General features: G+C 64.2%; 13 protein-coding genes. 7 read left to right on the top strand and 6 right to left on the bottom strand.

The window, feature by feature from the left end; genetic code table 11:
• Window positions 1-56: 56 nt before the first annotated feature.
• Window positions 57-1,799, bottom strand: a complete 1,743-nt coding sequence (gene polX / locus I41_RS10980) for a DNA polymerase/3'-5' exonuclease PolX (protein WP_145432590.1) — start codon at window positions 1,797-1,799, stop codon at window positions 57-59.
• Between the two features lie 167 nt (window positions 1,800-1,966).
• Here polX and I41_RS10975 point away from each other — a divergent pair, with 167 nt between their 5' ends.
• Together I41_RS10975 and I41_RS27195 are read left to right on the top strand one after the other, a co-directional pair.
• Window positions 1,967-2,257 carry a hypothetical protein gene (locus I41_RS10975; protein WP_145432589.1) on the top strand — a complete coding sequence of 97 codons (291 nt, stop codon included), beginning with the start codon at window positions 1,967-1,969 and terminating at the stop codon, window positions 2,255-2,257.
• Window positions 2,258-2,757: 500 nt separating this feature from the next.
• On the top strand, window positions 2,758-2,910 hold the full coding sequence (locus I41_RS27195) for a hypothetical protein (RefSeq protein WP_168206808.1): 153 nt from the start codon (window positions 2,758-2,760) through the stop codon (window positions 2,908-2,910).
• Window positions 2,911-3,263: 353 nt separating this feature from the next.
• Here the strand turns inward: I41_RS27195 and I41_RS10970 are convergent, their stop codons facing one another.
• Both I41_RS10970 and I41_RS10965 read right to left on the bottom strand, forming a co-directional pair.
• The gene (locus I41_RS10970; RefSeq protein ID WP_145432588.1) at window positions 3,264-4,427 is read right to left on the bottom strand and encodes a hypothetical protein; all 1,164 of its coding nucleotides are present in this window, start codon (window positions 4,425-4,427) and stop codon (window positions 3,264-3,266) included.
• 636 nt (window positions 4,428-5,063) lie between these two features.
• Window positions 5,064-5,333, bottom strand: coding sequence for a DNA-directed RNA polymerase subunit alpha C-terminal domain-containing protein (locus I41_RS10965; protein WP_145432587.1), 270 nt, complete (start codon window positions 5,331-5,333; stop codon window positions 5,064-5,066).
• A 300-nt stretch (window positions 5,334-5,633) separates the two neighbouring features.
• Here I41_RS10965 and I41_RS10960 point away from each other — a divergent pair, with 300 nt between their 5' ends.
• On the top strand, window positions 5,634-7,973 hold the full coding sequence (locus tag I41_RS10960) for an ATP-dependent helicase (protein WP_145432586.1): 2,340 nt from the start codon (window positions 5,634-5,636) through the stop codon (window positions 7,971-7,973).
• Between the two features lie 123 nt (window positions 7,974-8,096).
• Here the strand turns inward: I41_RS10960 and msrB are convergent, their stop codons facing one another.
• On the bottom strand, window positions 8,097-8,489 hold the full coding sequence (gene msrB, locus I41_RS10955) for a peptide-methionine (R)-S-oxide reductase MsrB (protein ID WP_145432585.1): 393 nt from the start codon (window positions 8,487-8,489) through the stop codon (window positions 8,097-8,099).
• A gap of 196 nt (window positions 8,490-8,685) precedes the next feature.
• On the opposite strand from msrB, the gene I41_RS10950 reads away from it, so the two are divergent.
• The 4 genes from I41_RS10950 (at window position 8,686) to I41_RS10935 (ending at window position 14,952) form a co-directional block, all read left to right on the top strand.
• Window positions 8,686-9,897, top strand: a complete 1,212-nt coding sequence (locus I41_RS10950) for an SAM-dependent methyltransferase (RefSeq protein ID WP_145432584.1) — start codon at window positions 8,686-8,688, stop codon at window positions 9,895-9,897.
• Between the two features lie 214 nt (window positions 9,898-10,111).
• A complete protein-coding gene (locus I41_RS10945) occupies window positions 10,112-11,329 on the top strand; it encodes a hypothetical protein (RefSeq protein ID WP_145432583.1) in 1,218 nt (405 codons plus the stop codon).
• A gap of 220 nt (window positions 11,330-11,549) precedes the next feature.
• Entirely contained in the window at window positions 11,550-12,725 is a 1,176-nt protein-coding gene (locus I41_RS10940) for a DUF6268 family outer membrane beta-barrel protein (protein WP_145432582.1), read from the top strand.
• Between the two features lie 127 nt (window positions 12,726-12,852).
• Complete coding sequence (locus I41_RS10935) at window positions 12,853-14,952, top strand: catalase (RefSeq protein WP_145432581.1); 2,100 nt, start codon at window positions 12,853-12,855, stop codon at window positions 14,950-14,952.
• A gap of 566 nt (window positions 14,953-15,518) precedes the next feature.
• Here the strand turns inward: I41_RS10935 and sucD are convergent.
• Together sucD and sucC are read right to left on the bottom strand one after the other, a co-directional pair.
• Entirely contained in the window at window positions 15,519-16,406 is an 888-nt protein-coding gene (sucD, locus tag I41_RS10930; RefSeq protein WP_145432580.1) for a succinate--CoA ligase subunit alpha, read from the bottom strand.
• Window positions 16,407-16,553: 147 nt separating this feature from the next.
• Window positions 16,554-17,744 (bottom strand): ADP-forming succinate--CoA ligase subunit beta, encoded by a 1,191-nt coding sequence (sucC, locus tag I41_RS10925; protein WP_145432579.1) that lies wholly within the window; start codon window positions 17,742-17,744, stop codon window positions 16,554-16,556.
• Between the last annotated feature and the right edge of the window lie 87 nt (window positions 17,745-17,831).

The raw sequence follows: 17,831 nt of genomic DNA, 5'->3' as shown, positions 1-17,831 counted from the left end.
AAATGCAATCTGCGTTCATCCGCGTTTATTGGCGGTTCCATTCTGACTCCCTCAACTTACTCACCGCCGATCAACTGCCGGAACTCCGCGAAAGGCCGCGTATTCGCCACGTTCGCCGCCGTCAGCCCGCCGCGGCGTGCCTGCAGCACGCCGAACCGCATGACGTCCATCCCATCCGTGTGATGCGCATCGGTGTTGATCACGATCGGAATCCCCAACCGCTTCGCTGCCGCGCAGTAAACGTCGTTCAAATCAAGCCGCGCCGGATTCGCATTCAGCTCCAGCAGCTTCCGATGCTTCACCGCCGCCGCCATCACCCGATCGAGGTCGACGTCGTAGGGCTCGCGGCGATTGATCAACCGCCCGGTGGGATGGGCGAGCATGTCAACGTGCGGATTCTCCAGCGCTTCCAGAATCCGCTCGGTAATCTGCTGCCGCGACTGGTTCTGCCCGTAGTGGACGCTCGCAATCACCCAGTCGGCCTCCGCCAACACGTCATCAGGGAGGTCCATGCCCCCTTTTTCCAGGATGTCGCATTCAATGCCTTTTAGCACTTCAACGTCGTCCGACTGCCGGTTGACTTGATCCACCTCGCGCCACTGCCGCCGCAGCCGGTCGCCGTCGAGCCCGCGGGCCATCGAGACCCGCTTCGAGTGATCGGTGATCGCGACATAGCTTAGGCCCCGCGCCCGCGCGGCGGCGACCATTGCTTCAATCGAGTCCTGTCCGTCGCTCGCCGTCGTGTGCATGTGGAGGTCGCCGCGAATATCCTCCAGCGTCACCAGCGTCGGCAACGCGCCGGCCGCCGCCCAGTTGAATTCCTCTCGTGCTTCGCGCATTTCTGGCGGAAACCAAGGCAATCCGACCGCGGCGTAGACTTCCTCCTCGGTCCGCCCCGCGATGTAGGTCTCCTTCGACTCGCCCTCAGCTGCCTCGATGCGAAAGACGCCCCAGTCGCTGACCTTCAGCCCCTGCTGCTTCGCTCGCCCGCGAACAATGACATTGTGGTCCTTCGACCCGGTAAAATACTGCAGCGCCGCCCCGAACGACTCGGCGGGGACGACGCGCAGGTCGACCTGCAGCCCCGACGCCAGTCGCACCGTCATTTTCGTGTCGCCCCGGGCGAGCGTCTCCTGCACCTGGGGGAACGCGCCGAAACGATCCATCGCCGCCGGCACGTCGGTCGCGTCGACGAGCAGATCAAGATCGCCGATCGTCTCCCGCCCCCGCCGAAAACTGCCGGCAATCTCCAATTGCTTAATCGCCGGCTCGCCGCGCATATGCTCCAACAGCGCATCGACGACGCGCTCGGCGTCGGCCCACCGCATCCGGACGCCCGCCTCCTCGGCGACGGCCAGCCCCTTCAGAATCGTCTCTTCGGTCTTGGCGCCAAACCCCTTCAGCCCGCGCACCCGCTGCTCCTCGCAGGCGGCGCGCAGCTCGGCTAGCGAGCTGATCCCCAGTTCTTTGTGCAGCGCCGCCGCCTTCTTCGGCCCCACGCCCGGCACGCGCGACAGCGTCAGCACCCCTGCCGGTATCTGCGCCTGCAGCTCCACCAGCATCGGCAGCGTGCCGGTCGCCAGCAGCGTGGCGATCTTCTCGGCCAGGTCCTTGCCGATCCCCTCCAGCTCGGTCAGCCGTCGCGCTGCGTCGCCGTGGATCGCCGCCAACGGCTCGGCCAACTCGCCGATCTTTTTCGCCCCGTTGCGATAGGCGCGCACGCGAAACGGATTGGCGCTTTGATATTCCAGCAGGTCGGCGACCTGCTCGAACACGGCGGCGATTTCTTGGTTCGTCATGCGGCCAGTTTAGGAGAGGTCGGCGGTCGGAGGCCAGAGGTGCGTCGAGCGCGCCAAGGCCATGTTCGGCGGGCCCACTCGGCACGCCCACGAGCTCGTAAGCTTGCCAATCCTGCGGCATCGCGTCACGATGGTGTAACCCATCGCGCCGCCCCTCCGGAGTTTTCATGCCGAGCGAACCTGTCGTCACCATTCGCCACGTCGCCACAGTCGGCTGGCAAGTCCTGCTAGGCGGCGACCAGTGGCACACCTGCCGCAAAGAGCAGGATGCGCGCTACATCGCCAACGGCGTTCTGATCGCCGACGCCGTTGCCAACGGCGAGCGCTCTGGCGAAGAAGTGGCGCGGGAACTCGATGAAGTCTTGACGATGGTCGCTCGACAGATCGGCGAGTGCGAAGCGTGGCGCCTTATGAAGGCAGCGGCCGCCACGGCCCGCGGTGAAACGCCGACTCTGTAGTTCATTTCCTGGCCGCGTAGCTGATTTCAGCGCCGCGCCCGCCGGCACGCCACAGGCGGCCGCTCGCCGCCTGAGCAACGCGCCGCCTGAGCAACGCTCTTTTTGGCATCTCTGCTCCCGCCCGTCGTGGCAGCGAACGCAGTCGGCGTCGGAGACGCCTCCCACAGAAGTGTCTTTCTGCAAGCAAAACTAACGCCGCCCGTTCGGCCGCTCGCTAGCTGCGATCGCCCTTGGCCGCCTTCGCTGCCTTCTTCTCTTTCTTCTGCTTCGCGGTCAGCTTCGGCTGGTTCGTCTTGGCCTTTTTGTTCGATTGATCCTTATTTGCCATCGCAAAATCTCACTATTTACGGCGTTCACGAAGTTACTTGAGGTTTCGGTAGCCCTCGACGCTCGCCTATACTAGCTTACTGGCCCGCGTTTCAGCGACCGCCACGTTGCGATTCCGGCGAGATCGTCGCAACTACCTTTTTACTCGCACCATTCACTCTAAGAAAGCAGCTTTGGCGAAAAACCAAAACACGTTTGAAAAGATGCGCCGCGAAGCCGAGAAGAAGCGCAAGGCCGACGACAAGCGCAAGAACAAGGTCGTCCGCAAGGACGCTCCGCCGAGTGCGCCCCAACCCCCGCTCGACCGCTTCGCGGACGGCTTCTAGCCGCGGGTCAACAACCCGCCCGCGCGGCGCCGTTTGCTCTACGAACTCGGAGCCGTTCAGGCGCGACTCCGAAGCTTGGTCAACTGTGACGGCGATAGGCCTTCACCACCGAGGCCCCAGAGAAGACTGCGGAGTGAATCCTCCGGCATTTCCTCCGTGCTCTGCGTCCTCTGTGGTAAAGGCTTTATTGAATCACGTTGCGGACTCATGTCGCTCGAATAGAGCGTCACTGCGAGCGAAAGGCAGCACCACAAAAAAACGCCCCCGTCGCAGCGCGACGAGGACGTCTGGGTCGCTTCGTACTGAGTGCGATACCGCCGCCTTCGGTGAGCGGTTGTCGCTGGATCGTAGTTTCAGCGTTCCGACACCGAGTACCAACCGTTGGCATCGGTCTCGGGCGCCGTCGTCGACGCCGGGGTCACCGGCTTGGCGACGTTGGTCGTGCCGACCGTCGCCTTGCGGGCTGGCTGACGATACACGGCGTCATGAATATCAACTGTTGGCCGATTCGCCGTCCGGTTGTTCTGCGGACCGAGTAGCGGCGGGGCCTGGAACGTGCTTGTGTCGCCAGCGGCAGGCGTGGTGGTCTCCTGCTCGGCATCGGAGAGCGGCTTCGGCGCGAGCGTGCTCTTCTCGCCCGGCGCCTCAGGGCCAGTGGCGCTGGCCGCCGGAGTGGTTCCGGCGGGCGTTTCCTGGCGATTGGCGCCGTAAGGGCTCGTGGCCGCGGCCGGCGGCGGTTCTGTTGCCAGTTCAGGCTGCGGCGTCGCCGGTCCAGTACTCGGCATTGTCGCCGGCGCGACGCTCGCTGGCGACGCGGCGGGCTGGCTGTAATATGTCGGCACGCCGCCGCTACTCTCGGCACACGACGAACAACCGCCCGCCGGGGCCACCGTGGTGACAGGCGACGAGAAGCTTGCTTGTTCCACGACCGTCGTCGATCCCGCGCACGCCGAACAGGGCGCCACGGCCGTCGCACACGTGCTGCAGGCCGAGCAGCCGCTGCTTACCACCGGCTCGATCACCGCCGGACTGAATACCGTGGTAGCCGTCGGCGCGAAGCCAACGACAGTCCGCTGCATCGGCGCGAAACCGGTGACAAACGGCGCCGCTGGCGCAAAGTTCACCGTCTGCACGGTCGCCGTTGGAGCGAAGCCCACCGTTTGGACGACAGGCGACGGCGCGAAGCCAACAGTCTGCACGGTCGGGGCGAACGCCACCGTCTGCGGCTGCACCCACGCGGTGTTGCTCACCCCCCAGCGGTTCATCCGCCAATTGTCGAGCATTCGCCCCGGATACCAGCCCTGGCGGGGCTGCACGATCACGGGCGACGCCACCACCGTTGGCGCCGCGACGACGGGCGAAAACGCCACGGTCGCTTGCGGCTGCGCGATCACCGGCGAAAACACGGTCTGCGTTCCGCACGTTGAGCACTGCGCGTGAACCGGCGCGCCGGACGACAATGCGAGCGCAACAATCGCGGCCGCCAGTCCAAGAGTGGTTTGAGACAAACGAGTCATGATAACTGCCTTCTCGCAAAAGTGTACGAGGAGAGTGATCCCCCAACCTTCATCTTTACTCCGCCGACAGGCCGGTTGGCAACGATTATTCGGCGCCAGCCAGCCATTTGGTCGTCAATACATATTGGGGAGAGTCTGCGCTCTGGGAAAAGCTTGCACGGCCAGCGTCGCCGGCCGCGCGAATTTGCTGCGATTTCTCGGAGCAAGCCGCATGCCGACGGGCGTAGCGCCGCCCAATCGTGAAAGCGTAGCTTGCGCCAGCCAGCGGCGCCGCCATCCTGGCGAGAAGTGGTCCCATTTTGGGGGCCCGAGCCGGCTCAATGTCGCGAAAATGCAACGCTCCGAATGCGGGTGCTGCCGCAACGCAACGTTGGGTTCGGAATAATTCGCACCCCGATCCCTACGAACGGCGCCGCCCGCCAGTTCAGTCGCCAAAGTGAGAGGCGCGCCGGTCGAGCGCGGCGATGGCGGAAAACGAGCCGCCAAGGCAAGAATTAGAGCACGAAGAAGAAGAGAACGCTAATCGACGCTAACCCGCGCCGATGAAAACCTCATCAGCGTCGATTAGCGAAGATTAGCGTTCCTATAGTGCCAGCAAGAATCGCCGTGAGAGTTGCTCGATCCCTTGCCGAACACCTAGCGCGGCCGACCAGGACGCACCGGCCGGCAGAAGCCGATCTTCTCCAGCGACTTATAGACCTCTTCGAGCGTCTTCTCGCCAAAGTTCGAAATACTCAGCAAATCCTCGCGCGTGCAATGCAACAGATCATTCACCGTGAAGATGCCTCGCTCTTCGAGGCAGTTGGTGGTGCGAACCGCGAGGCCGATTTCGGCCGTGCTCATCTCCAACCGGTCCTTCATTCCCTGGTTGGCCAGTTCGACTTGATTGAGCGGAATGCGCGACATACGGGAATCCCTCCCCTGAATGTAGAAACCCAGTGCACCATGCGCCGGCGCGAAAGCGGCGGCTGTCGTCCATGCACCGGAGCGCGTCGTCGCCTCCGCTGCGACAGCCCTAACTTGCGAAGCAATATAACAAACCCGATCGTCGTGCGCGCGTAATTTTCGCCCAAACAGCATCATTTTTTTCAAACGTCGTCAACGGTGTCGGGAGCCGCTAGCATTGGCGCACCGAACTGGACAGGCGTACCATAACAACTGCTAGCTCTCGCAACCGACGCCGCCGCTTCGCAGGATCGCCCCGCCGTGGACCCGCTGTTCGCCAATCTGAATACCGCCCAATGCGAAGCGGTCCGCCATGTCGAAGGCCCGATGCTCGTTCTCGCCGGCCCGGGCTCCGGCAAGACTCGCGTCGTCACCCACCGCATCGCCCATCTGCTGCGCGAAGGAGTGAGCCCGCGCGAGATCCTCGCCCTCACCTTCACCAATAAAGCCAGCGAGGAGATGAAGCTCCGCGTCGACGCGATGTCGCCGGGCTCTCGCGTCTGGGTCAGCACGTTCCACCGCTTTGGCGCCCGTCTGCTGCGCGAGTACGCCGGGTTCGTCGGGCTGACGCCGAACTTCACGATCTACGACACCGACGATTCTCGCCAAACGCTCAAGCGGGTCATCGAGGCCGGCAAAATTCGCACCGCTCACTACTCTCCAGACCGGATCGCCAGCGCGATCAGCGCCGCCAAAAACCAGCTGATCACCGCCGAGCGCTACGAGTCCCGCACCGGCAGCCCGCTGAGCCAGATCGTCGCCGAGGTCTACCCCGCCTACCAGGCGCGGCTCCTCGCGTCGTCCGCGGTCGACTTCGACGACCTGCTGCTGCATGTCGCGAACATGCTCTACCAGAACAACGACGTCCGCGCCGAACTCGACGAACGCTACCGCTTCATCCTCGTCGACGAGTACCAGGACACGAACCGCGCCCAGTACGTCATGCTCCGCGCGATGTCGGTCGACCATCCGAACCTCGCGGCCACTGGCGATCCCGACCAGTCGATCTACGGCTGGCGCGGCGCCGACATCAAGAATATCCTCCAGTTCGAAAGCGACTTCCCGCAGGTGAAAGTCGTGCGGCTCGAACAGAACTACCGCAGCTCGAAAGCCGTCCTTCGCGTCGCCGACCAGCTGATCCGCTTGAACATGCGCCGCAAGGCGAAATCGCTCTACACCGACAACGCCGAAGGCGATCCGGTCAAGCTCGTGCAATACGGCAATCAGGACGACGAGGCGCGCGGCGTCGCCGATCAAATCGCGGCGGGCATCGCCGCCGGCCGCCGCCCGCGCGACTTCGCCGTCTTCTACCGCGTCAACGCACTCTCGCGCGTCCTGGAGCGCGGCCTCCGCGAGCACGGCATCCCCTACCAGATGATCCGCGGCCAAGAGTTCTACCAGCGCAAAGAAATCAAGGACGTGCTCGCCTACTGCCAGCTCATCAACAACCCCCGCGACGATCAGGCCGCGCTCCGCACGATCAACACCCCCGTCCGCGGCATCGGCCGCAAGACGATCGACCGCCTCGGCGAGTTCGCCTACGTCAACGGCATCTCGCTGCTCGAGGCCTGCCGCGAGGCCGTACAGGTCGAGGGACTCAACGCTCGTGCGATCAAGTCAGTCACGCAGTATGCCGCGCTGATCGACCGCCTCAGCCTCCTCGCGGGCGCCGCGCTCGAAGAAATCCTCGGCACGATCCTCACTGAAACCAAATACCGCGAAGGATTGCAAGACAGCGAATCAGAGGAAGACCTCAACCGCCTGGCGAACATCGAAGAACTTCTCACCGACGCCCGCCAATTCGACGAGGCCCATCCCGGCGGCGGCCATCTGGAGGAGTATCTGGAAAACGCCTGGCTCGTCAATGAGACCGACAGCTGGGAGGCCGAGAGCGACAAAGTGACGATGATGACGCTCCACGCCGCCAAGGGACTGGAGTTTCCAGTCGTGTTCGTGGTCGCCGTGGAACAAGGGCTGCTGCCGCACGAGCGGAGCATCAACGACGACGAGCAGCTGGAAGAGGAACGCCGCCTCGCCTTCGTCGGCATCACCCGCGCGAAGGAGCAGCTGCAACTCAGCTACGCCGTCCACCGCGACTTCCGCGGCCAACGCCGCCGCACGGTACCGAGCCCGTTCTTACTCGAAATGCCGCGCGAAGAGATGGAACTCGTCTCGATCGGAACTCCCGGCAGCTGGGACGTTCCGACAGACTGGGAAGACGTCCACGATCTGCATGACGACTCGCATCATTTTGAGGTCGACTCAGATGCCGCCGATGACTCCTTCGAGTTCGGCGCCAACGCCGATCGAAACGACGAGGCGGGATCGTCATCGCCCCAGCCTGCTTCGGTGAAGGCGATTCCCGCGGCTCAGATCACCACCGCGGCGCGCCTCGCCGGCGCCGCGCCCGTCCAGCCCTCAGGCATCGCCCCCGACGCGTTCATCCAAGGGATGACGGTGATGCACCCCGAGCACGGCCCCGGCAAGATCGTCGCCCTCAGCGGCAGCGGCGCTAACCGCCGCGCGACCGTAAAGTTCGCCACCGCCGGCGAACGCCGCTTCATCCTCGCCCACAGTCCCCTGCGACCTGCTCGGCGGTGAAAGACTAACGACGAAGGCAAAAAGACACCAAGCAAGCACCAAGAAAACGCCGTAAGCGTCTTCCCTTCTTCTTGTTCTTGGTGAATTCCTTAGTGCCTTCGTGCCTTGGTGGTTAGCAATTTATCACTTCTCAAACTTGATCGAAGCCGAGTTCACGCAGTAACGCAGCCCCGTCGGCCGCGGCCCGTCGGGAAAGACATGCCCCAAGTGCGCCCCGCACTTGTGGCAAACAATCTCGTCGCGCACCATGCCGTGGCTATGGTCGCCTTGCACGTCGATCGCCTCCGGCGTCACTTGCTGATAAAAGCTCGGCCAGCCGCACCCCGAATCGAACTTCGTCGACGAGTCGAACAGCAACTCGCCGCAGACGATGCAGTAGTACTTGCCGTCTTCCTTGTGATTCCAATACTCGCCGGTGAAGGCCCGTTCGGTCCCCTTCTCCTGGGTGACGTGATACTGCTCGGGCGTGAGCCGGGCCCGCAATTCGGCGTCGCTGGGATTTATGTGCTTGTCCATCGCGATGATTCTCCGTAACTATCTGTCTGGCAGCCGTCTGCTACAATGTGAGGTTACCCCAAATTCAACGGTGTCGGGAGCCTTTTGACACTAGCGAGATTGCCTTGAGCGGCACGCGCCCAGTGGCTAAAGGCTCCCGACACCCTCAGGCGTTCACCAGATTAGACGCCCACCCGCCTCAGAAATTACGCCTCACATGCCCACTCCCTGGCGACCGCCTTTCGTCTACGCCGTCTGCCAGCACGGGGCCGAAGCCGTCCTCAAGCGCGAGCTCGCCGTCCGCGCCCCGCAACTCCGCCCCGCCTTCTCGCGCCCCGGGTTCGTCACCTTCAAGCTCGACGCACCTTGCGCCGATCCCGAGAAATTTTCGCTCCCCTCGGTGTTCGCCCGCACCAGCGGCTTCTCGCTCGGCTCCGTGAAGGGCCAGCGCCTCCACGATCTCGCCGCCGAAGTCTGGCAACTCCCCGAGGTCCAAACCTTTCTCGCCTCCGTCGAACTCGCCGGCCTCCACGTCTGGCAACGCGACGAGCGCACCCCCGGCGACCGCGGCTTTGAACCAGGCCCGACGCTCCTCGCCGCCGAGGCCGAGCAAGTCATCCGCGAGCTCTCGCCCATCGAATCGCTCCGCCCCGCAGCTGCCGCCGGCCGTTCGACGCCGCGCAATCGCTGGGTGCTCGACGTCGCCTTGATCGAACCGAACCACTGGTTCGTTGGTTGTCATCGCACCACCAGCCGCGTCGCCTCCTGGCCCGGCGGCGTCCCCGATCTCGAACTCCCCGAACACGCCGTCTCGCGCGCTTACCTCAAGATGGCCGAAGCGATGAGCTGGGCCTCGCTGCCGATGTCGCGCGGCGAGCGCGTCGTCGAACTCGGCTGCGCCCCCGGCGGCGCGTCGCAAGCGTTGCTTGACGCCGGCCTCGAAGTCATCGGCGTCGACCCGGCTGAAGTCGACGAATCGGTCCTCGCCGATCCCCGCTTCACCCACGTCCGCAGTCGATCGGTCGAGACTTCGCGCAAGGTCTTCCGCCACGTTCAGTGGCTCGCCGCCGACATGAACGTCCCGCCCAACTTCACGCTCGACGCCGTCGAAGCGGTGGTGAAACATCCCGGCATCTCGATTCGCGGGATGTTGTTGACCCTGAAGCTGCCTGACCTGGCACTAGTCGACGAGCTGCCAAAGTTCGTCGAGCGCGTTCGCAGTTGGGGGTATCTCGACGTACGACTGCGTCAGCTAGCATTCAACCGACAGGAACTCTGCCTCGCCGCCCTCCGCAGCCGCAGCCAACGCCGCGTCCTTCGCGACGCCGGCGCACGCAGGCGTTCGACGAACAAACCGGCCCTGACTCCCAGCGCGGCGCCGCTTTCCGCGGCCCCCGCCCCCGCCGACCAACCCGAATCGCCCACTTAGCCCCGCCCGCTCACGGCGGGTTGAGGGGAGCGCTCAACCGCACTGACAGCGGGAGTCCGTCGCACCGGCGCCAAGTGCTGGCTACCGAGCCGCCAATCTTGACGCCCACCCCGCTCGGCTGGTACTTACCCCGCGCGGAATCTCCGCGCTCACGCCGTCCCCGTCCGCCCAGGGCCGTCCCGCGTTGCTAGCATCAGCTCAACACCGGCGCGCATTGTCGCTCATCATTCTCATGATCGGCTGTTGGTGCGCGCTCGCTGCAACAAAAATTCACGCCCAACGCGTCCAATTTCCGTCAACCGTCGCGCAAGCGCCCGTCGCCAGCCCGTTTGCTGCGGCGCCCGCGCCCGTTTATCCCGCCACGCCGCAGCCAGCTCTCGCCCCGGCGCTGCAAAGCTTCGATCCCTACGCCACGCCTGGCCTGGCGGCGCCCCCCGTCGACGTCCCATACACGCCGCCGGCCCTCTCCCCCTCGCCGTTCAGCGCGGCGCCTCCAGGCGCCCCGCCCATGTCGGGCATCCCCTACGCCGCCCCGCCGCAGGGGAACATCATGCAGAACATGCCGTCGGTTCAGTGGAACCGCGGCACCTACGATTACCAGAACCCCGACGGCTCCGTCGTCAAACTCCAGCGGTTGCTCCAGCAGATCAGCGTCGAGTCGACGTACCTCTTCGGCAATCACGATCCCGACCAGCTCGCCTGGAACCGCCTCGAAATGGCGGCCACGTTCGGCGTCCCCATCTTCCGCAATCCCGACACGCCGCTGCTGATCACCCCCGGCTTCGCGTTCAACTGGCTCGAAGGACCCAGCGGCCCAAATGCTGACCTTCCGCCGCAGCTGTACGACGCCTACCTCGATACGGCCTGGAGCCCCAAGATCACTGAACGCCTCAGCGCCGACCTCGGCTTCCGTACCGGCGTCTGGAGCGACTTCTCCTACTTCGACAGCCGCTCGATGCGCTACATGGGCCGCGGCATGGGCGTCTATCAGCTCTCGCCCAAGATGGACTTCCATCTGGGCGTCTGGTACCTCGATCGCAACAAAGTCAAACTCCTCCCCGCCGGCGGCGTCTACTGGCGTCCCAACCCCGAGTGGGATCTGTGGCTCCTCTTCCCGAATCCCAAAATCCGCAAGCGGTTCCAGAATCTCGGCCAGATCCAGTGGTGGTGGTATGTCTCCGGCGAATACGGCGGCGGCGCCTGGACGATCACCCGTTCCGAGGACGGGCCAGCTGCTGGCGCCCGCGACGATATCGACTACAACGACATCCGCGCGAACCTCGGCATCGAATGGGAAACACAGACCCGCCTCCACGGCCATTTCGAAGTTGGTTACGTCTTCGACCGCGAAATTGTCTATTCCCAAACAAACCTGCCGCCCGAATACAAACTCGACGACACGGTGATGCTCCGGCTCGGCTTCGATTTCTAATCGCCACTCGGCGGAGTACTTTTTGACATCTCCTCAATCGACATGCCTGAGAAGAGTGGCATGCTCTCGCCCCTCAAGGCGTGAGCATGCGGACGCCCCCTTTGCGGGAGGGGTCTCCGACCCCGATGACGGACTGACGACCGTTACGAGTCGAGTAGCAACGACAAATCGGCGTCGGAGACGCCTCCCACAGACTTCATGGATAAAGCCCATCGAGACGATGCCACTCAGTAGAAAGCTATTGGCTTTATTCGCCATCGCCATTCTCGCTAGCATCCAGCCGCGGGCGCACGCTCAAGCGCCGCCCCCCTACGCCGCGACCGCCCCATCATCCCCGTTCGCCAACGTCGCTCCTCCCGATTCCACCGCTGGGCCGTACGGCCAGCCCCCGGCGTCGACCCTCGTCACGCCGACGCCTTGGACCCCGACGCCAACGGTTCCGATCACGCCGATCGATCTCGATCAGCTTCCATCAGCCGCCGCCGACCAACACCCCTCGGTCGTTGACCCCGGTCTGCGCGTCGCCAACCTCGCCGAAGAAACCGTCGCCCCGCAGAATCAAATCGCCCCCGAAGCCGCCAGCAAGCTCCCGCCCGGCGCTCGCGCCGGCATCTTTCAAAAGATCTACTTCACCGGCACCTGGCTCCCGCAGATGAGCGACGAGCCAGACACCCTCGGCATGGGCGACCTCGAAGCCGGCATCGTCTTCGGCTTCCCCTTCTTCCGCCGCGACACGCCGCTGCTGATCACCCCCTACTTCGCGTCGCACTTCCTCTCCAACGCCGCGGCGCTCGATATCCCCAGCACGCTCTACGACGCCTCCGTCGACTTCCGCCACCTCCGCAAATTCGGCGACGGTCCCTGGGCGATGGACGTGAGCGTCGCCGTCGGTTACTACAGCGACTTCGAGCAAAGTTACGACGACGCTACCCGCGTCAGCGGCCGCGGGCTGGCTGTCTACGAGTCCGTCCCCGGCAAGAAATGGGTCTTCGGCGTCGCCTATCTCAACCGTGCCGGAGCGACCATCCTGCCCGTCGCCGGCCTCATCGTCGAACCCACGACGATGCCGCGCACCCGCATCGACCTCATCTTCCCGCGGCCCCGCTTCTCCTGGCAGACCGCCGCGAGCACCCCGGAAGACGAACGCTGGTTCTACGTCGGCGGCGAGTTCGGCGGCGGCATCTGGACCGTCACCCGTCCCTCGAACGACGAAATCGACAACATCAGCTACAGCGACATCCGCCTGGTCGTCGGCTTCGAGCGCAAGATCCTCGGCGGCCTCAGCACTCGCTTCGAGACCGGTTACGTCTTCGCCCGCGAACTCGACTACGGTGACGCGACCCCTGACGTGTCGCTCGATGACACGATGATGGCCCGCGTCGGCGTCAGCTACTGAGTCGAATCTTCGGTGGCACGTTTGTTGCTCTTCTCTGCCGCTTCGCTATGTTGACAGGCCTCTTCTGCCTTCTCCTAGCGCTCGACACCACCTCCCTTCGCACCCCGGCGACGAAAGCGACCCCCCGATGGCCAAGCGTCCCTCCGCAGCCAAATCCGTCGGTAGTGAAATCAAAGAAACCAGCGGCGCTGGCGGCGAGCTGCATCAAGTGACCGCCGATCCCTCACGCTGGCTCACCACCAACCAAGGCCTGCCGGTCGCCGACGACCAGAACTCGCTCAAGGCCGGCGCGCGCGGCCCGACGCTGCTCGAAGACTTCCATTTTCGCGAGAAGATTACCCATTTCGACCACGAGCGCATCCCTGAACGAGTCGTCCACGCCCGCGGTTATGGCGCCCACGGCTTCTTCCAGGCGTACGCCGGCAACGAAGATCTCACGAAGGCCGCCTTCCTCTGTGACTCGCAGGCGAAGACTCCCCTCTTCTGCCGCTTCTCCACCGTCGCCGGCAGCGAAGGCTCGGTCGACACGCCGCGCGACGTGCGCGGCTTTGCCGTGAAGTTCTACACTTCGCAAGGCAACTACGATCTCGTCGGCAACAACATCCCCGTCTTCTTCATCCAGGACGCGATCAAGTTCCCCGACCTGATCCACGCCGTCAAACCTGAACCCGACCGCGCCTTCCCGCAGGCCGCCTCGGCCCACGATACGTTTTGGGATTTCGTTTCCCTCACGCCCGAAAGCACTCACATGCTCCTCTGGGCGATGAGCGATCGCGCGCTGCCGCGATCGTTCCGCATGATGCAAGGCTTCGGCGTCCACACCTTCCGCTTGATCAACGCCAAGGGCAAAGCCACCCTTGTGAAGTTCCACTGGCGCCCCAAGCTCGGCGCCTTCTCGCTCATCTGGGACGAAGCGGTGGCCATCGCCGGGGCCGACCCCGACTTCCACCGTCGCGATCTCTGGGACGCCATTCAAGCAGGCGATTTCCCTGAATGGGAACTCTCCGTCCAAGCGTTTGACGAAAAGCAGGCCGCCAAATTCGATTTCGACGTCCTCGATCCCACGAAGCTCATCCCTGAGGAAATCATTCCGCTGCGGCCCCTCGGCAAGATGGTCCTCAACCGGATGCCTGACAACTTCTTCGCCGAAACCGAGCAAGTCGCCTTCTGCCCCGCGAACATCGTTCCCGGCATCGACTTCAGCGAAGATCCGCTGCTGCAAGGGCGCCTCTTCTCGTACCTCGACACGCAGCTCTCGCGACTTGGCAGTGCGAACTTCCAGGAAATCCCCATCAACGCCGCCAAATGCCCGTGGCAAAACCTGCAGCGCGACGGCCACATGCGGATGCGGGTCGACCCTTCCCGCACCAGCTACGAGCCGAACTCGCTCGACATGACCGCCCCGCGCGAGGCCGGCGCCGACGGATTCCAAACGTTCGCTGCGCCGACGGAGGGGACGAAGCTCCGCATTCGCCCCGAGAGTTTTGCCGACCACTACACCCAGGCTCACCTGTTCTACAAGTCGATGACCGAGCCCGAGCAGCGGCACATCGCCGCCGCGTTCGCGTTCGAACTCGGCAAGTGCCGCGAAGTGAAGATCCGCACCCGCATGCTCGGACACCTGCAGCACGTCGACGCGCAGCTCGCCGAGACGGTGGCCGCGAAGCTCGGCATGCCGGGGCAGGCCGACAAGATCACCCCCGCCGTGCCGACCAACCTGAAGGTCAAACCCTCTCCTGCCCTCAGTCAGTATCGCGATCCGCCGCTGACGATCGCCGGCAAGAAGATCGGTCTGCTCGTCACCGACGGCAGCGATGCGAAACTGATCGACGCCCTCGTGAAGAAGGCCAAGTCAGAGCAAGCGAACGTTCAGATCGTCGCCCCTGCCGTCGGCGGCTTCGTCGACAGCGAAGGAGTCAAGCGCCCCGCCGACCACTTCCTCGCGGGCGCTCCGTCGGCCCTCTTTGACGCCGTCGTCCTCGCTCCAGCGGCGGACGGCGTGCCGGACCTACTCAAGCTGGCCGCATCGGTCGATTGGCTCCGCATGGCGTTCGCCCACCTCAAGATCATCGGACACACTTCCGACGCGGCGCCGCTGTTCGAAGCCGCGCACGTCGATCCTCACGCCGACGACGGCCTGGTGGCGATCAAGAACGCCAAGGTCGCCGATTTTATCGCCGCCGCCAAACGCCACCGCATCTGGGAACGAGAGCCGAACGTGCGCTAGTTCGATCTCGAGTTCGGACGAGACGTCTGTCCCCTGAAACGGATCGCAGGATCGGCCGCGCCGCGGACCGACGGCGCTCCACACGCGTCGGACGCCGAAATTGGCCGAATCGCTTGTCGACTCGCGACAATGGCTACGCGCGTCGGCATGCGGTCGCGGATTCGACGGAAAAATTCTGCAAACTTTTGTGTTGAAAATGGGCCACTTCTTTCGGGACAATGCAGGCCGGAATCCATCCGACCCGCGCGGCACGCGCCCCAAAGAAAGGAGGTCCGATGCCCCAGCGCAGCGCTCGCCAACCGCAACACGCCCAGTTAGCCGCAGCCATGGGCCGCGCCAGCGCCGCCGCGCCGCGGGCGCCCAGTTCACGCCCCTACCCAACCGGCAGCGGCGCTCAGCAACTGTCCCCCCAAAACGGACAAAACCTTCCGCCGGCGCCCGCGGGCTCAACCTCAGTCTCCGCCGCGAGTTACCCGCGGAGCGAACAGCGCAAGCATCCTCGCGCAGGCAGTTTTGTCCGCGCCAATCGCGTTTGCGTAACGGACAGAACACGGCTCGGACAAAACCTACTTGCCGGCCCGCTTGATGGCGCGAACGACCGCCTCGCCCATGTCGGCGGGGCTCTCGGCGACTTCGATCCCTGCATCGTGCAAGGCAGCGACCTTTTCCGCCGCGGTCCCCTTGCCGCCGCTGATGATCGCGCCGGCGTGGCCCATCCGCTTCCCGGGAGGAGCGGTTCGACCCGCGATGAACGCCGCCACCGGCTTGGTGACGTTCGCCTTCACGAACGCGGCGGCCTCTTCCTCGGCCGTCCCGCCGATTTCGCCCATCATGATGATCGCTTCGGTTTCCGGGTCTTCCTGGAACATCCCGAGCACGTCGATGAACGAAGTCCCCACGATCGGGTCGCCGCCAAGACCGACGCAGGTCGTCTGGCCGAGGCCGAGTCCCGTCAGCTGCCACACCGCTTCGTAAGTGAGCGTACCGCTGCGGCTCATCACGCCGACCTTGCCTCGCTTGTGAATATAGCCCGGCATGATGCCGATCTTGCACTCGCCAGCGGTGATGACGCCGGGGCAGTTCGGTCCGACCAGCCGCACGTGCGGGTAGTCGGCCTTCAGCCGAGCGTAGACGCGGGCCATGTCGAGCACCGGCACCCCTTCGGTGATCGCGACGATCAGCTTAATCCCGGCGTCGGCCGCTTCGAGAATCGCGTCGGCGGTGAACGGAGCGGGGACGAAGATCATCGTCGCCTCGGCGCCATCCTTCTCAACCGCTTCGACGACAGTGTCGTACACCGGCAGCCCGAGCACCGACTGCCCGCCGCGACCAGGGGTGACGCCGGCGACCATCTTCGTACCGTACTCCAAGCAGTTCTTGGAGTGGAACTCGCCGGCCTTTCCGGTGATCCCCTGACAAATGACCCGCGTGTTCTTATCGACCAGGATGCTCATGTTTGTCCCGAATTTAGAAATTCAACCACAAAGGCACGAAGGCGCAACGAACGCACCAAGCGACAAGCGTTGGTGCACTTCATCTCGTTCCTTCGTGAACCCCTTCGTGTCTTAGTGTCTTCGTGGTTATTACGACGGACGGGGCGATTAGGCGGCCCCGGCGGCGGCGACGACTTTCTTCGCCGCATCGGTCAACCCTTCGGCCGCGATCACCTTGATCCCGCTGTTGGCGAGAATCTTTCGGCCCTCTTCAACTTCGGTCCCTTCCAGCCGCACTACCAGCGGCACGTTGAAGTCGACCTGCTTGTAAGCTTCGAGGATGGCGTTGGCGATCGTCGTGCAGCGCATGATGCCGCCGAAGATGTTTACCAGCACCGCTTTGACGTTCTTGTCGCCGAGCAGGATCCGGAACGCTTCGGTCACCTGATCGACCTGGGCGCCGCCGCCGACGTCGAGGAAGTTCGCCGGCTGGCCGCCATGGAGCTTCACGAGGTCCATCGTGCTCATCGCGAGTCCGGCGCCGTTCACCAGGCAGCCAATGTTGCCTTCCAGCTGAACGTAGCTCAGGCCGGCATTGCCGGCCCGAACCTCGGCAGGATCTTCTTCCGACAAGTCGCGCAGTTCGGCGAGATCCTTGTGTCGGAACATCGCGTTGTCGTCGAAGTTGATCTTGGCGTCGAGCGCCATCAGGTCGCCCTGCTTGGTGACGACCAACGGGTTCACTTCGACGATGCTGCAATCAAGATCGACGAACAGCTTGCAGAGTCCCTTCATCAGCTTCTCGGCGGAGCGGATGCTGTCGCCCTTGATGCCGAGGCGGTGACAGAGCTTACGGACTTGGTAAGACTGGAGGCCGTCGGCGGGATGGAACGGCTCGAGGAAAATCTTCTCCGGCGTCTCCGCAGCGACCTCTTCGATATTCATGCCGCCTTCGTTCGAGACCATCAATACCGGCAGGCTGCACGCGCGGTCGACGACGATGCCGAGGTAAAGCTCGCGATCGATGTCGCAGCCAGCCTCGACGAGCACCTGCTGCACCATCTTCCCTTCGGGGCCGGTCTGGATCGTGACCAACTCTTTGCCGAGCAGGGCGGCGGCGACGCGCTTAGCGTCCTCGCGGGTCTTCACGAGTTCGACGCCTCGCTGCGACGGGTTATCCTTGATGGTTCCCTTGCCGCGGCCGCCGGCATGGATCTGGGCCTTCACCACGGCGAGCTTCCCGCCGAGCTGGTCGAACGCGGCGGCGGCTTCGTCGGGAGTTTTCGCTGCGACGCCGGCCGGCACGCTGATCCCCGCCTGACGCAGGAGGGCCTTGCCTTGGAATTCGTGAATTTTCATGAAGAATCTCGCAAAAACAGGCCCGCAGCGGCGGTCGCCCATAGAAGAATGCAATCGAAGCGACCGAGTATAGCCCCCGACAGGCGG

Source organism: Lacipirellula limnantheis (assembly GCF_007746075.1).
GTDB classification, from domain to species: Bacteria; Planctomycetota; Planctomycetia; order Pirellulales; family Lacipirellulaceae; genus Lacipirellula; species Lacipirellula limnantheis.
The sequence above is the reverse complement of the archived record's forward strand: the minus strand, read 5'-3'. Positions and strand labels throughout refer to the sequence as shown.